Genomic DNA, 17,821 nt, shown 5'->3' with positions numbered 1-17,821 from the left:
CTATCGGTTGGTGCCATCGCCCGGGGGCGGCGACGGTTGTTGCTGCTGTTGTTGTTGCTGCAGCTGGCGGCGACGGGCCTGGATGCGTTCGCGAATGGCCTGCATCTGCGCTTCGCTGGGGCCGTTGTTGTTGGCAGGCGGTGTGGCGGCCGCCGCAGCCGAGGATGCCGGCGCACTGCCAGCAGGCGACGGCGATGCGGTTGCCGCAGCCGGCGGCGGTGCCGGCGGAGCGCCTGCCGGGGGCGGCACAACGATCGCACCGGCCGGTGGCGCACCGTTGGCGCCGCGCAGCACGGTCGGCGGTTCCCCCCCCTGCCCGTTGAATACCGCCAGTTCCAGCACCTGGTTGCCACCGGGGCCGATCACGGTGGCCTGGCGCGGCTGCAGTGCGACCAGCTGCCAGCCGTCGACGGCTTCACCGTTGAGGCGCAGGCGCAGCGAGCGGTTCTGTTCGGTGGTGAAGGTGGCCATGCCGAAGTCGCCGGTCAGCAGCACGCCGGTCAGGCGCAGCGCGGCGCTGGCGGCGGGCTCGCTGCCGCCGAGCAGGTAGGGCTTCGGCCTGCGGTCCTCGGCGAACAGCGGTCGCTCGCCGATCGCGCTGTAGCTGTCGGCACTGGCCATGCGTTCTGCAACCAACGGCGGCAGCACCGGCAACGAAGGCACCGCATCGGCATCACCGTCCGCACCTGGCAGCTGGCTGCCCAGACCGAAGCCGGTGGCCAGCCAGACCGCTGCCGCCCAGCCGGCCAGTGCCAGCAGGAAGCCGGTGCGAAGGCTGATCTGCTCAAGCTTCATCGGCCACCTCCTGCCCTTCTTCCGGCGCAGCCGGTGCGGCGGCCGGTGCAGGTGTGGCCGAAGGCGGTTGCGGCGCCGCGCCCGGTTCGGCTGCAGGTGCCGGCGCAGCGCCATCGGCCGCAGCACCGGGCAGCAGGTAACCGGCCAGTTCGAACGACACGTCCAGGCCGAGCCCGGACTCGTTGGGCGACTGCTGGAAGCGCTGCGCGATCAGGTTGAGGTTGTCGACGAACAGGCGCGGGCTGCCGGTTTCCAGGCTGTGCAGCACCGTGGCCAGTTCGGCCACACCGCAACGCAGGCGCACCTGCATGGCCACGCGCACGAATTCGGCGTCACGGCGGTTGTCGGTCAGTGGCGTGCGGTTGCTGATGGTGCAGCTGCGGTTGCCCGGGCTGGCCATCGCCACCGCATCCTGCAGCTTCGCGCCCAGCGCAGCGGCCGCAGCTTCGGCGGTGGCTTCGCGCAGGAAGCCCGGCCGCTGCTGCAGTGCCTCGCGGGTGGCGCGCAGGCGCTGTTCGATCTGCGGCTGCTGCTGCAGCTGCGCCTGCACGCGCTGCTCGCGCTCGCGCAGGGCAGCCACGTCGGCGTCGATTTCGCGCAGTGGCTGGGTGAACCAGGGGTGCACCAGCAGCAGGTACGCCAGACCCAGCACTGCCAGCAGCAGCGCCAGTGCCAGCCAGCGGTCACGGCGTGCGCTTGGCATCGGCATCGGCCGCCTCCCGTGTCGGGGCCGCAGCCGGCAACGGCTGCAGTTCGGCGGTCATGGTGAAGCGGTCACGGCCACTGGCTGCGCCATCGGCCTGCAGTACGCCGGTCAGGTTGACCTTGCGCCACTGCGGTGCGTCCTGCAGCAGCTGCACCAGCTGCGAGGCCTCGCGGCTCAGGCCGATCAGCTGCAGGTTGTTGTTCTCGATGGCCAGCTTTTCCAGGTAAGTGCCCTCCGGCAGGCGCCGGGTCAGTTCATTCCAGATTTCCACCGTTCCGGCGCGCTGGCTGCGCTGCTTTTCCAGGAATGCGGCACCATCGATCAGCGCCTGCAGCTGCGCGCGTTCGCTGGCGACACCACGCGCACTGCGTGCACTGCGCTCGACCTGCGCACGCAGTTCGTCGGCGGCGGCGCGGCGGTTGTCGAGCAGCTGCAGGGCCGCCAGCACCAGCATCACCAGCGCGGCCACGGCCAGCAGCACATTCCAGCGCCGCGTCGGGTCTGCCCGCAGCTGGCGCTGCCCCGGTGGCAGCAGATTCACCTGCAGGGATTCACCCTCGGTGTCGATGGCATCGACACCGGCCAGTGCATCGGCCCATTCGCCTACGCTGGCCCGCCACGCCTCAAGCTGGCGCAGTGGCCAGGCGATCAGTTCGACCTGCAGCTGGCCCTCGGCGGCGCCCCCGAGTTCACGCACGTCATAGCTGACCTGGCTGGATTCGAACGGCGTCTGGCGGTCGATCTCGAAACCGACCACGGCGCGCAGCCGGTCGGCCGCAGCCGCAGGTAGGCGCAGATGACGACGCAGTACCTCGCTGGCCGGCAGCAGCCACACCCGCGGCAGGCTGCGCAGTCGCGGTTCCAGCACGCGGTCCAGTTCGGCCGGCGACAGCGGCCATGGCACGCTGGCAACTGCTTCGCGGCGTTCTCCGGCCTCTCGCCAGACCTGCAGCTGCTCACCCTGGCGCTGCAGCAGCAGGCGCGCCTGTGCCCAGCCCAGTGCCCACTGCCAACGTGCCGGCACCCAGGCCAGCAGCGATTGCCGCCACCAGCGCAGGAAACGGCCGGCGCCAGGGCCGATCCGGCCCTGCACCTGCCGCACACTGTCCTGCCATGCCGTCATCTTGCTGTCATTCCCTGCTCCCAGCGAAGCACTGTGTAGGACCGCCCGGGAACCCCGCCCGAGCCATTGCGTACCACTGCCTGCAACACCGACCGGCGTCCACTGCCGTCGGTTGCACGAGACTCGATACTATAGGTGCCGCTGCTGCTGGCAAGCGTTGTCGCACCGCCAGCGGTATCTGCGTCACGCTCCTGCTGTGCGCGCTGCGCCAGCACGGTATCCGCATCCAGGCCCAGTGCGGTCAGCACCGGCGCGCTGGCGAACTGGGGATCCGGGCGTGCCTGGCGGCTGTACAGGGTCAGGTGCGGCAGCATGGCCTTGTACAGCGGGCCGCGCATGCCCAGTACCCGCTGCAGTTCACCGAGCGTCTCGAAACGCTTGTTGCGTGGGCCATACGGCAACCCCGCCGCCGCATAGTCCGGGGCTTCGGCACCGCCGCCCGGCTGCAGCAGGCTGTCTTCATCACGCCAGTCGACAATGGCACCGGCCAGCTGCCGGGCTGCCCCTTCGTCTTCGCCGAGCGCCTTGAGGAACGCGGTCAGCAAGGTCACGTCGACCAGGTTCAGGTTGATCTTGCCGTTCTCGTCCAGCACCTTGATCTCGATGCTGGCGTCATCGAACTGCCAGCGGTAGGTTCGGCCATCAGCGCGCCAGGGCGCCCGCAGCGGATCGGCGGACAGGCGCAGCAGCGCGTACTCCAGGCCGGCGCGCGCCCGTTCCTGGCCGCGTGCATCGTCATCCAGCACCCGCTGCTGCAGATGCTCGACCCGTGCGCTCAGCGCGAACGCACCGACCAGCGCGGTCATCAATGCGATCAACCACAGCACCAGTACCAGTGCCGCACCGTGTTGCCGGTTCATCGCGCGCCTCCGCTGCCACCGTTGCGCGGCGCCACCACCAGCGTCGGCCAGGGCGCGCCCCTGGCCGGGACGATCTTGATCTCCACCAGCATCGGCAGGCGGCGGGTATCGTCCCAGCGCGGCATCCAGTCGCTCACCTGGCCGGTACTGGCATCGATGCCGCGATAGCGAAGTTGTACCGACTTCAGGTTTTCCACCAGCACTTCCGGCGGGCGCGGCGGGTTCTCGGCGATGCGCTCGCCTTCCTGCAGCAGCACCAGGTCCAGCAGCAAGCGCTGCTGGCCATCGCGGCCGTCCACCTGCAGCGCGTGCAGGTAGGGTCCGCCGCGGCCGAGGTAGCCCGGCAGATCGGCGGCGAACAACATGCGCTGCTCTTCGCCCTGGAAGAAGATCGGTTCGCGGGTGGGATCGGGTACTTCCAGCGGCGCGCGCAGCGCACCGGCCAGCTGCCGCCGCAACAGCGCCTGCACCGCGCGCATGCGCTCACTCTCGGCCGCGATCTGCTCGCCACGCTGACTGACCGCCATTGCCGAGCGGACGCTGGCGAACGCCAGCGCCAGGCCACCGGCCAGCAGCACCGTGGCCAGCATCACTTCAACCAGCGTGAAACCCGCGGCGCGGCGCTTCATCGCGCGCTCTCCAGGTCCGGCGGCAGCAGGCGCAGGCTGCGCCAGCGCAGCTGCTCGCGTTCGCTGTCGCCCCAACGCACCTGCAGCTGCAGTTCGGCCAGCCAGGGGGCACCGGCCGACTGTGACTGCACGGCGTTGCCGGCACGTGGCTCCACCCACGGCTGCACCTGCAGCTCCCAGTGGTAGCGTCCCTGTTCCCAGTCGCCCTGCTGGCTACCCACCTGCAGTGGCGTGGCGACACCGGTTTCGGCCAGCAGCGACTGCGCATGCAGTATCGCGCGCGTGCGCAGCTCGGCCTCGCGCACCTGCCTGGCACCACCGGACAGACTGCCCAGCAGCAGGGTCAGCGCCAGCCCGAGCAGGGCAAAGGCGATGATCACTTCCAGCAAGGTAAAGCCGCGAATGTGCCGCTTCATTGTGCCCGCCAGGGGCCGGAGCGGACCTCACCGGTCAGCCAGCCCACGTCGATGCGCCATTCGGCATCGTCACGCTGCAGCCGGATGCGGCCACCGCTGGAGCCACCATCGGGATGGAACTCGATCACGCCCTGCCCTGGCGCGGTGGCCAGCTGCGCGGCGCCTTCGAACTGCACCTGCAGCTGTGCCGGCACGTCACCATGGCGCTGGTTGGCGCCTTCCCAGCGCCGCTTTGCCGGTTCGATGACAAAGCGCTGCGGCTCGCCGCGGGCGATCGCCTGCGCGCGTACTACCCGCAGCTGGTTGGCGATGTCCTTGCCGGCGCTGCGCAGCTGCATGCCGGCGAAGCCGCGCGACAGGCCGGCGGCGGTAATCAGGCCGATCGCTGCGATCAGCGCGATCACCAGCAGCATTTCCAGCAGCGACAGGCCTGCTGCGCGCCTGCCGTGCAGGCGCGGGCGAGGCAGCCGGCGCGGCAGGAAATACGTCATGCAGGATTACGGCTGGTAGCGGATGTCGGCATCGACGCTGCTGCCGCCGGCCTTGCCATCCTTGCCGAGGCTGATCAGCTCGTACGGCTGGCCTTCGCCCGGCGCACGGTACTCCAGCGCGTGGCCCCACGGGTCGTTCAGGTCAGCCGGCTTGGCATACGGCCCCAGCCAGCCACCGACACCCGCCGGTGCGGTCACCAGATCGTTGAGCGAGCCGGGCAGCTTGCCGGTATCGATCTGGTAATTGTCGACCTTGGACGCAACGGTCTGCACCTGCGCCTTGGCGATGTTGGCCTTGCCGCGATCGGCGCCGCCCAGCACGCGGCTGGCGACCAGGGTCAGCACCGCACCGATCAGCACGATGACGATGATGATTTCCAGCAGGCTCATGCCCGACTGGTTGCGCGCGGCGGTGAAGGAAAGGCGGATCGGTCGACGGGAAGCAATCATGGTCGGTCCTTTCAGTTGCGGAGTGTCGGGGTTGCGTAGGGATCCATCGTCAACCGATGGCATTGGTCAGGTCGTACAGCGGTACCAGCACGGCAACGATCACCGCACCGACCACCGAGGCCAGCACCAGGGTGATCGCCGGCACCATCGCCGCCAGCAGGCGGTCGATGCGCCGGGCGCTGTCCTGTTCGAAGGTATCGGCGGCTTTCAGCAGCATGGTATCGAGTGCACCGGATTCCTCGCCGACCTGGATCATCTGCAGCGCCAGGCGCGGGAAACGCTTGCCGCGCGACAGCGCCAGCGACAGGCCGGTACCGTTCTTCACTTCATCCGCGGCGGCTTCCACATCGGCGGCCAGCGCGCGGTTGCCCAGCACGTTGCGGGCGATGCCCAAGGCACCCAGCAACGGCACGCCATTGCGCAGCAGGGTGCCCAGCGTGCGGGCCAGCCGCGCGGTTTCCAGTTCGCCGAGCAGGCGGCCGATGCCGCGACGCTGCAGCAGCCAGCCATCCAGCGCCAGCCGGAAGGCCGGTTGCCGCGCCTTGCGTTCGAAGAACAGCGCAAGTATCCCTGGCACCACCAGCAGCAACACCCACCAGTCGCGCACGAACAGGCCCAGCTGCAGCACCGCGTTGGTGAACCACGGCAGCGCCACATCCAGGCTTTCGTACATCTGCGCGAACTGCGGCACCACGTAGCCGAGCAGGAACAGCAGCGCGCCACCCACCACCACCAGCAGGATGGCCGGGTACACCAGCGCGTTGATCACCTTGCCCTGCAACGCGCGGCTGCGTTCGAGGTAGTCGGCCAGGCGCTGCAGGGTTTCGTGCAGGCTGCCGCCGGCTTCACCGGCCCGCACCATGTTCACGTACAGGCGCGAGAACAACCCATGCTGGCGCTCCAGTGCGGTCGACAGCGGCGCGCCACCGCGCACCACATCGCGGATGTCGGTGATCGCGCGGCGCGAGCGTTCGTCTTCGGGCAACCCGAGCAGGATCGACAGCGCGCGATCCAGCGGCTGGCCTGCACCGAGCAGTGTCGCCAGCTGCTGGGTGAACTGCAGCAATGCCGCACCCTGCAGCGGCCGTTGGCGGAACAGGTTGCGCCAGGTACTGCCACCGATCGCACCGCCATCGGCCAGCTGGGTCTCCATCGGCAGATGGCCCTGGTCCTGCAGGCGCGCGACCAGCTCGGCCTCGCTTGCCGCTTCCATCTGCCCGTCGAAGATCTCGCCGTGCGGATTCAGTGCCTTGTAACGGTAGGTCGGCATGTCAGCCCCGGCGTCCTGCGCGCATCAGCTTTCCTCGGTGACACGCAGCACTTCCTCGATGGTCGTCTGACCACTGAGGGCCTTGGACAGACCATCTTCGTACATCGTGCGCATACCGGCTTCGCGGGCAATGCGTTCGATCTCGCCCATGCCGTCGCGGCGCATCACCGCGCGCCGCAGCGCGTCGTTCATCACCAGGAATTCCATGATGGTGGTCCGGCCGAGGTAACCGGTCGGCGCCAGCGCGGAGGGCTTCGGGCGGTACAGGTGGATCGGTCCTTCCGGCTGCAGGCGGCGCAGCTCGAAGCGTTCGATCTCCTCCGGCGAGGCTTCATAGCGCTCGGCATGGGTCGGCTCCAGCCGACGCACCAGGCGCTGGGCCAGGATGCCGTTGATGGTGGAGGTAAGCAGGTAGTCTTCCACGCCCATGTCGAGCAGGCGGGTGATGCCGCCGGCTGCGTTGTTGGTATGCAGGGTGGACAGCACCAGGTGGCCGGTCAGCGCCGACTGGATCGCGATGCGCGCGGTTTCCAGGTCGCGCATTTCGCCGATCATGATGATGTCCGGGTCCTGGCGCACGATGCTGCGCAGGGCGTTGGCGAAGTCCAGGCCGATCTGCGGCTTGGCCTGGATCTGGTTGATGCCTTCGATCTGGTATTCCACCGGGTCTTCGACCGTGATGATCTTGACGTCGGCAGTGTTCAGCTGGCTCAGCGCGGTGTACAGCGTGGTGGTCTTGCCTGAACCGGTCGGGCCGGTCACCAGCAGGATGCCGTGCGGCTGTTCCAGCACCTTGCGGAACTGCGGCAGGAAGGCGTCAGTGAAACCGAGACGATGGAAATCGAACACCACCGTTTCGCGGTCCAGCAATCGCATCACCACGCTTTCGCCGTGCGCGGTCGGCACCGTGCTCACGCGCAGGTCCAGCTCCTTGCCCTGCACGCGCAGCATGATGCGGCCGTCCTGCGGCAGGCGGCGCTCGGCGATGTTGAGCCGGGCCATGATCTTGATGCGGCTGATCACCGCAGCAGTGAGGTTGGCCGGCGGGCTTTCGCCTTCCACCAGCACGCCATCGACGCGGTAACGCACCTTCAACCGGCTTTCGAACGGTTCGACATGGATGTCCGAAGCGCGCAGCTCCACTGCACGCTGGATCACCAGGTTGACCAGGCGGATCACCGGCGCTTCCGAGGCGAGGTCACGCAGATGCTCGATGTCATCGACCGCACCGCCCTCGCCATCGGCGGTTTCGACGATCGCGCCCATCGCGCTGCGGCCCTGGCCGAACCAGCGTTCGACCAGGTCATCAATTTCTGCGCGCATGCCCAGCACCGGTGTCACCGGTACACCCAGTGCCAGCTGCACGGCCTGCTGCGGATAAGGATCATGGGCATCGGCCAGCCACAGCCGGACCCCCTGTTCATCCAGCGCCAGCGGGCAGACATGGAACTGCTTGAGGAAGCGCAGCGACAACGGCAAGCCTTCCGCCAGCCCTTGTGGCGGTGCTTCCGGCAGCTGTTTGCCTTCCAGCAGCGGCAGCCCCAGCACTTCGGCGCTGGCCTGGGCCTGGTCACGCTCGGAGACCAGCCCCAGCCGCACCAGCAGGCCCAGCAGGCTGCCGCCGGCCTCTGCGTGCAGCGGCCGCGCACGTGCCAGATCGCCTTCCTTCAGCCGGCCGCGCGCCAGCAGCGCATCCAGGATGCGGCCTTCAGCGTCGTCGGCAGCGGCGGTAGCAGCAAGCGCGTTCACATGACTCTCCTGTCAATCGGCTCGACTTTAACAGTTAAGCCATGATTTCCGCCGCCCCTGCGCCACCTTTCGTAAAAAGACGAAGCCCGTCACATGGGATGACGGGCTTCGGCCATTCAACTACGACAGTTCAAGCTTACTGCGTGGCGAGAATGCTCACCCCGTTGTAGGCCGCTTCACCCACCACCTTGATGTAGTAGGTGGCCGCCACCGGCTTGGTCACCCGCACCGTCTCGGAGGTGCCCGGACGGGTCGACTTGGCGTCGTTGTCGCTGGCACTGGGCTCACGGCCTTCAGCCACGTAGACCGAAACGTTGCCGGTGCCACCGTAGGTGATCACGCTGAACTGCTTGCCGGCAGCCGCTTCGAAGCTGTAGAGCTTGCTGCTGCCGGCCGCACCGGACAGGCCACCGACGGCGGCCTTGTTGGTCAGCGGCGTGGCCACCGGCCCGCAGTTCTCGGTGCACGGTTCTTCCAGTGCCTTGGCCAGCGCGGCCTTGGCATCGAGGATGCCGGTACCGATCGGCGTGGCTGCCGGGATGGCGACCGGGAACGGACGTGCGGTTTCCTTCAGCAGGGTACGCATCGCGGCCGGGGTCAGCGGATCCTTGCCCTTGGCGATCAGTGCGCTCTGCACCAGTGCAGCAACGGCGGCCACATGCGGCGAGGCCATCGAGGTACCGCCCATGCCCATGTAGCCCGGCGTGCCCGATTCCGGCGTGGTCGCCGCATTGGAGCCGGTCTGCCAGATGTAGCCACCCGGGTTGCCGTCGACACTGCCGCCGCCACCCGGACCGGACAGGTCCACGCGGGTGCCGTAGTTGGAGTAGTAGGTGATGCCGCCGGTGATGCGCGTGGCACCCACGGTCACCACGCCTTCGCAGCTGGCCGGACGGTACTTGGATGCGTTGTCGGCTTCATTGCCCGCCGCGACCACCACCGTGGTGCCACGCGAGATCGCGCCGTTGATGGCGTCCTGGTAGGTGCTGCCGCAGGTACCGCTGCCGCCCAGGCTCATGTTGATGATCTCGGCCGGGTTGGTGTTGGCCGGGATGCCGGTCACCGTGCCACCCGATGCCCAGACCACCGCGTCGGCGATGTCGGACAGGTAGCCGCCGCACTTGCCCAGCACACGTACCGGCAGCACCTTGGCCTTGTAGGCGACACCGGCCATGCCGACGCCGTTGTTGGTCTGCTCGGCCACGGTGCCAGCGACGTGGGTGCCGTGCCAGGAACTGTCCTCGGCCAGCGAGCCGTCATAGCACTCGTTGTCGTTCTCGACCCAGTCACCGTAGTCCTGCGCACCCGGCACACGATCGTTGGTCGGGCGCCGCGAGGTCTCCGCATCGCTGATGAAGTCGTAACCCTCCAGCAGGTTGCCGACCAGGTCCGGATGCTGCGGCAGGATGCCGGTATCGATCACCGCCACCACGATGCCCTCACCCTGCGAGACATCCCATGCCGCCGGTGCGTTGATGCCGCCGACCGCATTGTGCAGATGCCACTGGTTCTGCTGGTAGAAGGGATCGTTCGGCACCAGCGCCGGCTGTACGTTGCCGGCACGCAGTTCGGTGCGGCGCAGCTTCACGTCGGCTTCGGCGTACTGCACCGACGGGTCGGCCTGCAGTTCCTTCAGCACACGCTGCAGTTCGGCCGGGGCCAGGCGGCCCTGCACGCGGATCAGGTCCGCACCGGTAGCGAGCTTGCGTACCACCTGCGGGCCGAGGGTACTGGCACGTGAGGTACCGCCGGACAGGCTGGCCCGGGTCAGCGCCGACTGCACGGTGGACAGCTTCGCCGAGCGGTCGGTGGCGGCGGCAGCGCCGGCCCGGTACTTGACGATGATGCGCTCGGTGCCCGGCTGGGCGGTGCTGGCCTGGCGCACCGGTTCGCGGGTCGGCAGGCCGGCGGCGTGGACGGCACCGACGGCCGTCATCGACAGCACGGCGGCGGCAAGCACATTGATGCGAAGGTTCTGCTTCTTGATCACGTCGAATTCCTCTTCTGGGTCATGGATCGAACCAACACTGCGGCCATCATTCCTTGACGACTCCCGGCCGGCCCAGCCGGGATTGCCGTGACCTCCCCCCAGGCCCTCACTGCAGGTGCTGCGCCGGCGTGGGTGGCCGCCGGCGCGATGGAGTGGCTTACCAGCCGAAGCCGGCACCGACGCCAACCGAGCTGTCGTCGCTGCTGAAAGCACCGCCGAAGGTCACCGTGGCGCGATCGCTGATCGCACGCTGGTAGCCCAGCGACAACGCCGACTCGCCGCCCTGGAAACCAATGCCGACGCCGACCCGGTTCTGGGTGCGGATACCGGCGGCACTGGTGGCCATGTTGAGCATCGCCGCGCTCATCGCACCCTGGCGGTCGATGCGGCGATCCATGTGGCGCAGGCGTCCGTCGATCTCGCCCTTGAACACATCGAAGCTGTCGGCGACGGCCTGGACGCGGCTGTCGGTGTAGCTGTTGGCCGTGGCCATGCCACGGTCGAGCTGGCCCTTGTTGACCGCATCGGTGGCCGTGGTACCCGCCGCCACATTGGTGACCTGGCGCTCGTTGCCTTCACTGCCCACCGAGACCGTGTTGGCACGATCGGCAACCGAGCCCTGGCCCAGCGCCACGGCATTTGCCGCAGTGGCATTGGCGCCCTGGCCGATGGCCGTGGACGAAGCGCCACTGGCGACGGCGCCCTCGCCCATGGCGACGGCATTGAAGCCCGTCGCGGGAGTGCCAACCGGAATCCCGGCACCGGCGGCAGCAGCGGTCGGCGTGCCCTGCACACGCGCGGTGCTGGCCGGTGCCGCGTCGGCCGTTGCAGGTGCATCAGCGGTGCTTGCCAGCGGGCTCTCATCCAGCGAGGCACTCATCGCGCGCAGGTTGGCAGTCCCGGCACGCGAGCCACCGGCGGTTCTGCGGTCGATCTCGCTGACCTTGCGGTCCAGCGCGCCGAGCGCATCGCCGACGTTGCTGTAGGTGGCGCCCTGGATCACGTAGTTCGGGGCCACGAACACCCCCTGCATGCCGACGCTGGCACCACCGCCGAGGAAGCTGGCGGCATCGCTGAGCGACTGGAACAGCTGGCCGCCGTTGATCGCCTGGCGACTGCCCGCAGCGATGCTGCCGGCACCGACGTTGTCGATGGTGGTGCCCTGGAAGCCGGACAGGGTCAGGCGGTCACGGCTGGCGTCGTCGTAGCCGACCGCGCTGGCCGCGGTGGTTTCCACGGTGGCGATGCGCGAATCGAAATCGCCCACGCGCGTTTCCACCGCACCCACCCGCTGGTTGGTGACGTTGAGCTGGGAGCCGGTGATGGCATCGCTGCTGCCGGCGGCGATGCGGCCATCGGCCACATTGACGATGCGGCGCGTGGCCGGACCCTCGGTGCCGTTGCCACCGCCGACCGACACCACGTTGGCATCGAGCGCACGCGAACCTGCGCCCAGTGCCACCGAGTTGGCACCGGATGCGCCGGCGCTGGTACCCAGCGCAAGTGCACCATTGCCGATCGCCATCGCATTGGCACCCAGTGCATTGCTGCGTGCGCCGCTGGCGCTGGCCGCCGAACCGATCGCGGCGGCATCACTGCCGCTGGCGCTGGCGATACCTGCGCCGGTGGCCTTGACGTAACGCGCCGTGCCATCAGCGGTTGCGGCGACCGCATCAAGCTGGCCGCGATTGACCGCATCGGTGCGCTCGGTACCGGCGGCGACGCGGGTGATCTGACGATCACTGGTGCTGCTGCCCACCGACACGGTGTTGGCACGGTCGGCCACCGAGCCTGCGCCCAGTGCGATGCTGCCGGCCGCCGACGCGTTGGCACTGACACCCACCGCAGTGGCATTGGCGCCGGTGGCCTTGCTGCCGTAACCCACTGCAGTGCCAAGGCGACCACTGGCTTCGGCATAGCTGCCCAGCGCCGAAGCGCCGTCGGCCGAAGCATTGGCGCGGAAACCACTGGCCTGCGACTGGGTGCCGCTGGCCGTGGCCTGCGCGCCGCTGGCAGTGCTGTAAGCGCCCTTGGCCTGGGCGCCGGCGCCGGTAGCACTGGCGCCGAGTTCGCTGGCGCTGGCGCCACTGCCCACGGCTACGCTGTCGACACCAGCAGCCTGCGCCGCGTTGCCGAGCGCCGCCGCATTGTTGCCGGTGGCGAGCGCATCGAAGCCCACGGCCGTGGCATTGCCGGCCATGGCATTGGCACCACTGCCCAGCGCGGTGGCGCCGTTGCCGATGGCGTTGGCCGCGTTGCCGGCGGCCAGTGCGTTGTCACCGTCCACCAGGGCACCGGCCTCGCCATCGGCATTGCCGCTGGCCTGGAACTGCCGGCTGGTCTTGTCGGCGACGCTGGCGACTGCATCCAACTGGCCTTTGTTCACCGCATCGGTGGCTTCGGTACCGCCTGCGACATGGGTGACCTGGCGCTCACCGCCCGCCTTGCCGACGGCCACAGTGTTGTCACGGTCGGCCTTGGATCCGGCGCCGAGCGCGACGCTGTTGTTGCCATTGGCGGTGGCGTTGGCACCCAGCGCGGTGGCGCTGCTGCCCGCCGCCCACGAATTCCAGCCGATCGCCGTGGCGTAGTCTTCGGTGGCCCACGCGCCCGCACCGAATGCCGCGGCACCGGTGCCACTGGCACGCGACGGGATCAGGCCGAAGAAGGTGCTGCCACCGATCGCCACGCTTTCTTCGCCACTGGCTTCGCTGGACTGACCGACCGCTACTGCACCGGTACCGGCGGCGGCGGCACCGAAGCCGACCGCCGTGGTGTTGGCGCCACTGGCCGCCGAACCGTAGCCCAGTGCCGTGCCGAGCCGACCGCTGGCTTCGGCATAACCGCCGACAGCGGTAGTGCCATCGGCGGACGCGGCGCTGCGGAAGCCGCTGGCCAATGCCTGGGTGCCGCTGGCATTGGCTTCGGCGCCGCTGGCGGTGCTGTACGCACCACTGGCCTGCGCACGCGCACCGGTGGCTGTGGCGCCCAGTTCACTGGCGCTGGCGCCGGTACCGAGCGCCAGGCTGTCTTCGCCGGTGGCCTGTGCCGTGCTGCCCAGGGCAGCCGCGTTGCTACCGGTGGCCAGCGCATCGATGCCCACGGCGGTGGCGTTGGCGGCCAGCGCATTGGCACCACTGCCAAGCGCGGTGGCACCGTTGCCGATCGCATTGGCCGCGTCACCGGCCGCCAGCGCGTTGTCACCCTCGACCAGCGCCCCGGTTTCGCCATCGGCATTGCCACTGGCCTGGAACTGCCGGCTGGTCTTTTCCGCTGCCGCGGCTACGGCATCGAGCTGATTCCTGTTGACCGCATCATTGCCCTGGATGCCGTCGGCCACATTGGTGATCTGGCGGGTATTGCCACCGCCGCCCACCGATACGGTGTTGTCACGGTCGGCAATCGAGTCCGCACCCAGCGCCACGCTGTTGGCACCACGCGATTCGGCGGCGTTGCCCAGTGCGGTGCTGTTGATGCCCCCCGACCAGGCGCCACCACCCACCGCAGTGGAGTAGTTGCCCGATGCCTCGGTGGCCAGCAGACCGAACAGCGAGCCGCCAACGGCGACACTGTTGGTGCCGGTGGCCAGGCTGCCCTGGCCGGTGGCGGTGCTGTAGGCGCCGGACGCTTCCGAGTCGCCACCCACTGCCACGCTGTTGGAGCCGGAGGCGTTGGCGAAGTTGCCGAACGCGGTGGCATTGAACGCCGAGGCCTGCGCGTAGCCACCGATGGCGGTGCTGTAACCGCCGCTGGCTTCGGCACCGATACCGAAGGCCGCCGACGCCGTACCACTGGCTACGCTCTCGCTACCGACAGCGGTGGCCGCGTCACCACTGGCATTGCTGAAGTAGCCCACGGCCACGGCCTCTTCGCCGGACGCTTCGGACAGCACGCCATTGGCAGTGCTACCGGCGCCGCTGGCGATGCTGGCCGCACCGAACGCCGCGCTCTGCTCGCCGCTGGCTTCGCTTTCCGCGCCATGCGCGGTGGCGTACTCGCCCGTGGCCTGTGCGTTGGCACCAACAGCGCTGGCGTTGGCTGCGGTCGCCAACGCATTGAAGCCCAGCGCCTGTGCGTTGCTGGCCAGCGCGTTGGCGCCGCTACCCAGTGCGGTGGCGCCATTGCCGATGGCGTTGGCGGCATCACCGGCCGCCAGTGCGTTGTCACCTTCCACCAGCGCACCGGCTACGTCATCACCGTTGCCGCTGGCCTGGAAGAAGCGGCTGGTGGTGGTGGCCGTGGTCGCCACCGCATCCAGCTGCGCCTTGTTCACCGCATCGGTGGCCTGGGTGCCGGCGGCGACGTTGGTGACCTGGCGTTCGTTGCCGGCGCTGCCCACCGACACCGTGCGCGCTCGGTTGGCGACCGAACCGGCACCCAGCGCGACCGTATTGCTGGCGCTGGCATTGCTGCCCGCACCCAGCGCGATCGCGCTTTCACCACCGGCTACCGTGTTGGTGCCGATGGCGATGCTGTTGATGCTGTTGCCCAGCGCCTGGAAGCCCAGCGCCACGCTGTTGTCGCCATAGCCGAAGGCACCACGGCCGACCGCTGTGGAGCTGGCGCCGTTGGCCCAGCTGTTGTAACCGATGGACGTTGCGCCGCTGCCACTGGCCCAGGCCGCGTTGCCGAACGCCGAGGCATTGGTGGCAGTGGCCCATGCACCCGAACCGAATGCTGCTGCGCCACTGGCAGTCGCCCAGCTGTAACCGCCTACTGCAGTGCTGTCATCGCTGCTGGCGAATGCGCTGTCGCCGACCGCAACCGCATAGCTGCCGGTGGCGCGCGACTTGCCGCCTGCGGCGAAGCTGTTGTCACCACTGGCCTTGGCCGCGTTGCCGAAGGCGCTGCTGGCAGCCCCGGTGGCCTGCGCGCCGCTGCCGACTGCGGTGGCATCGGCAACAGCGGTGGTGCCCACCTGCTGCGCCGTGCCATCGGCACCGATGATCGGCTGGTTGAACTCGTCGTAGGCCTGGCCGAGGCCACCGATGGCGACACCGCCATTACCGGTGGCCGCGCTGTTGCGGCCCACGGCCACGCTGTCATCGCCGATGGCCGACGCGGCAGCACCATGTGCAATGGCACCTGCGCCGATCGCATTGCTCGACGAACCCACAGCGATGGAGCCTTCGCCATCAGCCAGTGCGCCAGCATCACTGCCCGCCTCCGGCTGTGCCTGGAAGAAACGCGCGGTGGTGTCGGCAGTGCTGGCCACGGCGTCGAGCTGGGCTTTGTTCACCGCATCGGTGGCTTCGCTGCCTGCAGCAACACTGGTGATCTGCCGCTCGTTGCCGGCGCTGCCGACGGCCACGCTGTTGGCGCGCACCGCTTCGGAATTCGCGCCGAGTGCCACACTGTTCGCGCCGCGTGCGGTGGCGTAGTAACCCACGGCCGTGCTCTGCGCACCGCTCGCCCAGGTCTGCGCGCCGAGGGCACTGGCGTTCTCGCCCGGTGCATAGGCGAAGTAGCCGACCGCGGTCGCTTCGGCGCCGGAGGCTTCGCTGAGGCTGCCGTTGGCCACGGCACGGTCGCCACTGGCGATGGCACCGGCACCGACGGCGGTGGCGGCTTCGCCACTGGCCTGGGTCTGCACGAAGAAGCCCAGGCCGGGGATCAGGTCAGCCGGACCACCGATGGCGACGCTGCTGGTGCCCGTCGCGTTGCTCTGCGTACCCAGCGCGGTGGAATAATCGCCGATGGCATTGGCCACGGCGCCGAAGGCCGACGCCTGCGCACCGGCCGCATAGGCGCCGACGCCGTAGGACGACGCCGCAAAACCACTGGCTTCGGCACTGGCGCCGACCGCAGTGCCGCCGACGCCTGCGCTGGTTGCGCCGGTTTCCACCGGCACGCCGCCGCTGGTGATCAGCGGGTTGCCGTCGGCATCCACCGCAGCGCCACCCACGGCAACGCTGCCCGGACCGTTGGCCTGCGCGTTGTTGCCGAACGCGGCACTGTTCTGGCCCGAGGCCAGCGCGTTGTTGCCAACGGCAGTGGCGTTCTGCGCGACGGCGGTGGCGCCGGCACCGACTGCAGTGGTGCCGTTGCCGATGGCATTGGCGGCCTCGCCGGCCGCCAGCGCCTCGTCGCCCTCGGCCAGTGCACCGGCATCGCTGTTGCTGCTGCCATTGGCCTGGAAGCGCTTGGCGGTGGAATCGGCCACGGCGGCGACGTCCTTCAGCTGACCGACATTGACTGCATCGTTGTCTTCGGTGCCTGCGGCCACGCTGGTGATCTGCCGGGTCAGCCCGTATTCGGCGGCACCAACGGACACGGTATCGACGCGGTCGGCCAGCGAGCCCGCGCCGAGCGCCACGCTGCCGGTGGCAACCGCAGCGGAATTCGAGCCCAGCGCGGTGCTGTATTCACCAACGGCGGTGCTGAATGCACCCACCGCAATCGACGCTTCGTTGGCGGCGGTAGCGCCGCGGCCCAATGCGGTGCTGCCCGGGCCCATCGCCACGGCACCGCCGCCCACAGCCGTGGCGCCATCGGCAGTCGCTTCGGACAGCGCACCCAGTGCGGTGGCCGCGCCGTTCTCGCTGGCGGCGGTCGCGCTTGCGCCAACCGCGGTGTCGCCAAGACCGAAGGCCGCAGCGCTCTGCCCGACCACCACGCTGGCATCGCCGATTGCCAAGGCGCCCTGGCCGAACGCGCTTGCGCCCAGGCCCGCGGCAATGGCCTGGGTACCGATGGCAGTGGTGGCATTGGCCAGCGACTGCGCGCCGGCACCGGCCGCGACTGCGCCCTGCCCGTCGATCTTCGCCGCGTCGCTGTCATCGCCTGCGCCATCGGCCTTGAAATAGCGGTTGCCATCTGCGGCAACGTCGGCCAGCGCAGCCTGGGTGGCGCGCGCCTGCGCGTCCAACTGCGCCTTGTTCACCGCATCGGTCGCCTGGGTGCCCGCCGCAACGTTGGCGATCTGCCGTTCCTTGCCGGCATCGCCGACGGACACGGTGTTGGCCCGCGTGGCCTTGGAGCCAGCGCCCAGCGCAACGCTGTTGGCGGCACTGGCATTGCTGTTGCTGCCGATCGCCACCGCGTTGCTGCCCTTGGCCGTGGCCGAGCCTTCGATCAGGCACTTTTCGAGCAGCTTGCCGCTGAATGCAACGCAGGTGGCGCTGCCGCCGATCTGCACCGACTGTGCTGCGGCGCTGCCGCTCATGCCCAACCCCATTGCCAGGCCCAGTGCCACTGCCAACAGTGCGGGCGTGGCCTGTGTCGCATCGCGGCGCTGGTCGACGACCCCGCCGCCGCTGTCGGAGGAGGCCAGTTCCGAGGCCACCACCAACTGACCCAATGCTTTGTTCCAGACCTTGCGATAAATCCGATTCATCGGTAC

The 17,821-nt window shown here is 69.1% G+C and carries 12 protein-coding genes; all 12 read right to left on the bottom strand.

Annotated elements, in window-relative coordinates; genetic code table 11:
* The 12 genes from ACZLHH_RS03115 to ACZLHH_RS03060 all read right to left on the bottom strand — a co-directional run bounded on the left by ACZLHH_RS03115 (window position 1) and on the right by ACZLHH_RS03060 (window position 17,815).
* On the bottom strand, window positions 1-795 hold the full coding sequence (locus ACZLHH_RS03115) for a hypothetical protein (protein WP_049461667.1): 795 nt from the start codon (window positions 793-795) through the stop codon (window positions 1-3).
* On the bottom strand, window positions 785-1,504 hold the full coding sequence (gene gspM, locus ACZLHH_RS03110; RefSeq protein ID WP_032130127.1) for a type II secretion system protein GspM: 720 nt from the start codon (window positions 1,502-1,504) through the stop codon (window positions 785-787). The genes ACZLHH_RS03115 and gspM overlap by 11 nt, the downstream gene beginning before the upstream one ends.
* Window positions 1,479-2,624 (bottom strand): PilN domain-containing protein, encoded by a 1,146-nt coding sequence (locus tag ACZLHH_RS03105; protein WP_049461666.1) that lies wholly within the window; start codon window positions 2,622-2,624, stop codon window positions 1,479-1,481. Before ACZLHH_RS03105 ends, gspM begins: the two co-directional genes overlap by 26 nt.
* The gene (locus tag ACZLHH_RS03100; protein ID WP_049424963.1) at window positions 2,621-3,484 is read right to left on the bottom strand and encodes a type II secretion system minor pseudopilin; all 864 of its coding nucleotides are present in this window, start codon (window positions 3,482-3,484) and stop codon (window positions 2,621-2,623) included. Before ACZLHH_RS03100 ends, ACZLHH_RS03105 begins: the two co-directional genes overlap by 4 nt.
* Window positions 3,481-4,113: a type II secretion system protein J gene (locus tag ACZLHH_RS03095; protein WP_071228220.1), complete on the bottom strand. Its 633-nt coding sequence runs from the start codon at window positions 4,111-4,113 to the stop codon at window positions 3,481-3,483. The genes ACZLHH_RS03100 and ACZLHH_RS03095 overlap by 4 nt, the downstream gene beginning before the upstream one ends.
* Window positions 4,110-4,529 (bottom strand): type II secretion system protein XpsI, encoded by a 420-nt coding sequence (gene xpsI / locus ACZLHH_RS03090; protein WP_049461664.1) that lies wholly within the window; start codon window positions 4,527-4,529, stop codon window positions 4,110-4,112. The genes ACZLHH_RS03095 and xpsI overlap by 4 nt, the downstream gene beginning before the upstream one ends.
* Window positions 4,526-5,020, bottom strand: coding sequence for a type II secretion system protein XpsH (gene xpsH / locus ACZLHH_RS03085; protein WP_032130132.1), 495 nt, complete (start codon window positions 5,018-5,020; stop codon window positions 4,526-4,528). The genes xpsI and xpsH overlap by 4 nt, the downstream gene beginning before the upstream one ends.
* A 6-nt stretch (window positions 5,021-5,026) precedes the next feature.
* A complete protein-coding gene (gspG, locus tag ACZLHH_RS03080; protein WP_004142831.1) occupies window positions 5,027-5,470 on the bottom strand; it encodes a type II secretion system major pseudopilin GspG in 444 nt (147 codons plus the stop codon).
* Window positions 5,471-5,519: 49 nt separating this feature from the next.
* On the bottom strand, window positions 5,520-6,740 hold the full coding sequence (gene xpsF, locus ACZLHH_RS03075) for a type II secretion system protein XpsF (RefSeq protein ID WP_032130133.1): 1,221 nt from the start codon (window positions 6,738-6,740) through the stop codon (window positions 5,520-5,522).
* 24 nt (window positions 6,741-6,764) lie between these two features.
* Window positions 6,765-8,489: a type II secretion system ATPase GspE gene (gspE, locus tag ACZLHH_RS03070; protein WP_049424954.1), complete on the bottom strand. Its 1,725-nt coding sequence runs from the start codon at window positions 8,487-8,489 to the stop codon at window positions 6,765-6,767.
* 136 nt (window positions 8,490-8,625) lie between these two features.
* Window positions 8,626-10,479 (bottom strand): S8 family peptidase, encoded by a 1,854-nt coding sequence (locus ACZLHH_RS03065; RefSeq protein ID WP_049461663.1) that lies wholly within the window; start codon window positions 10,477-10,479, stop codon window positions 8,626-8,628.
* Window positions 10,480-10,636: 157 nt separating this feature from the next.
* Complete coding sequence (locus ACZLHH_RS03060) at window positions 10,637-17,815, bottom strand: ESPR-type extended signal peptide-containing protein (protein WP_049461662.1); 7,179 nt, start codon at window positions 17,813-17,815, stop codon at window positions 10,637-10,639.
* Window positions 17,816-17,821 lie beyond the last annotated feature (6 nt).

The sequence above is a fragment of the Stenotrophomonas sp. 28608_Sma genome (genome assembly GCF_056486185.1).
This window is presented reverse-complemented; position numbering and strand designations above follow the sequence as displayed.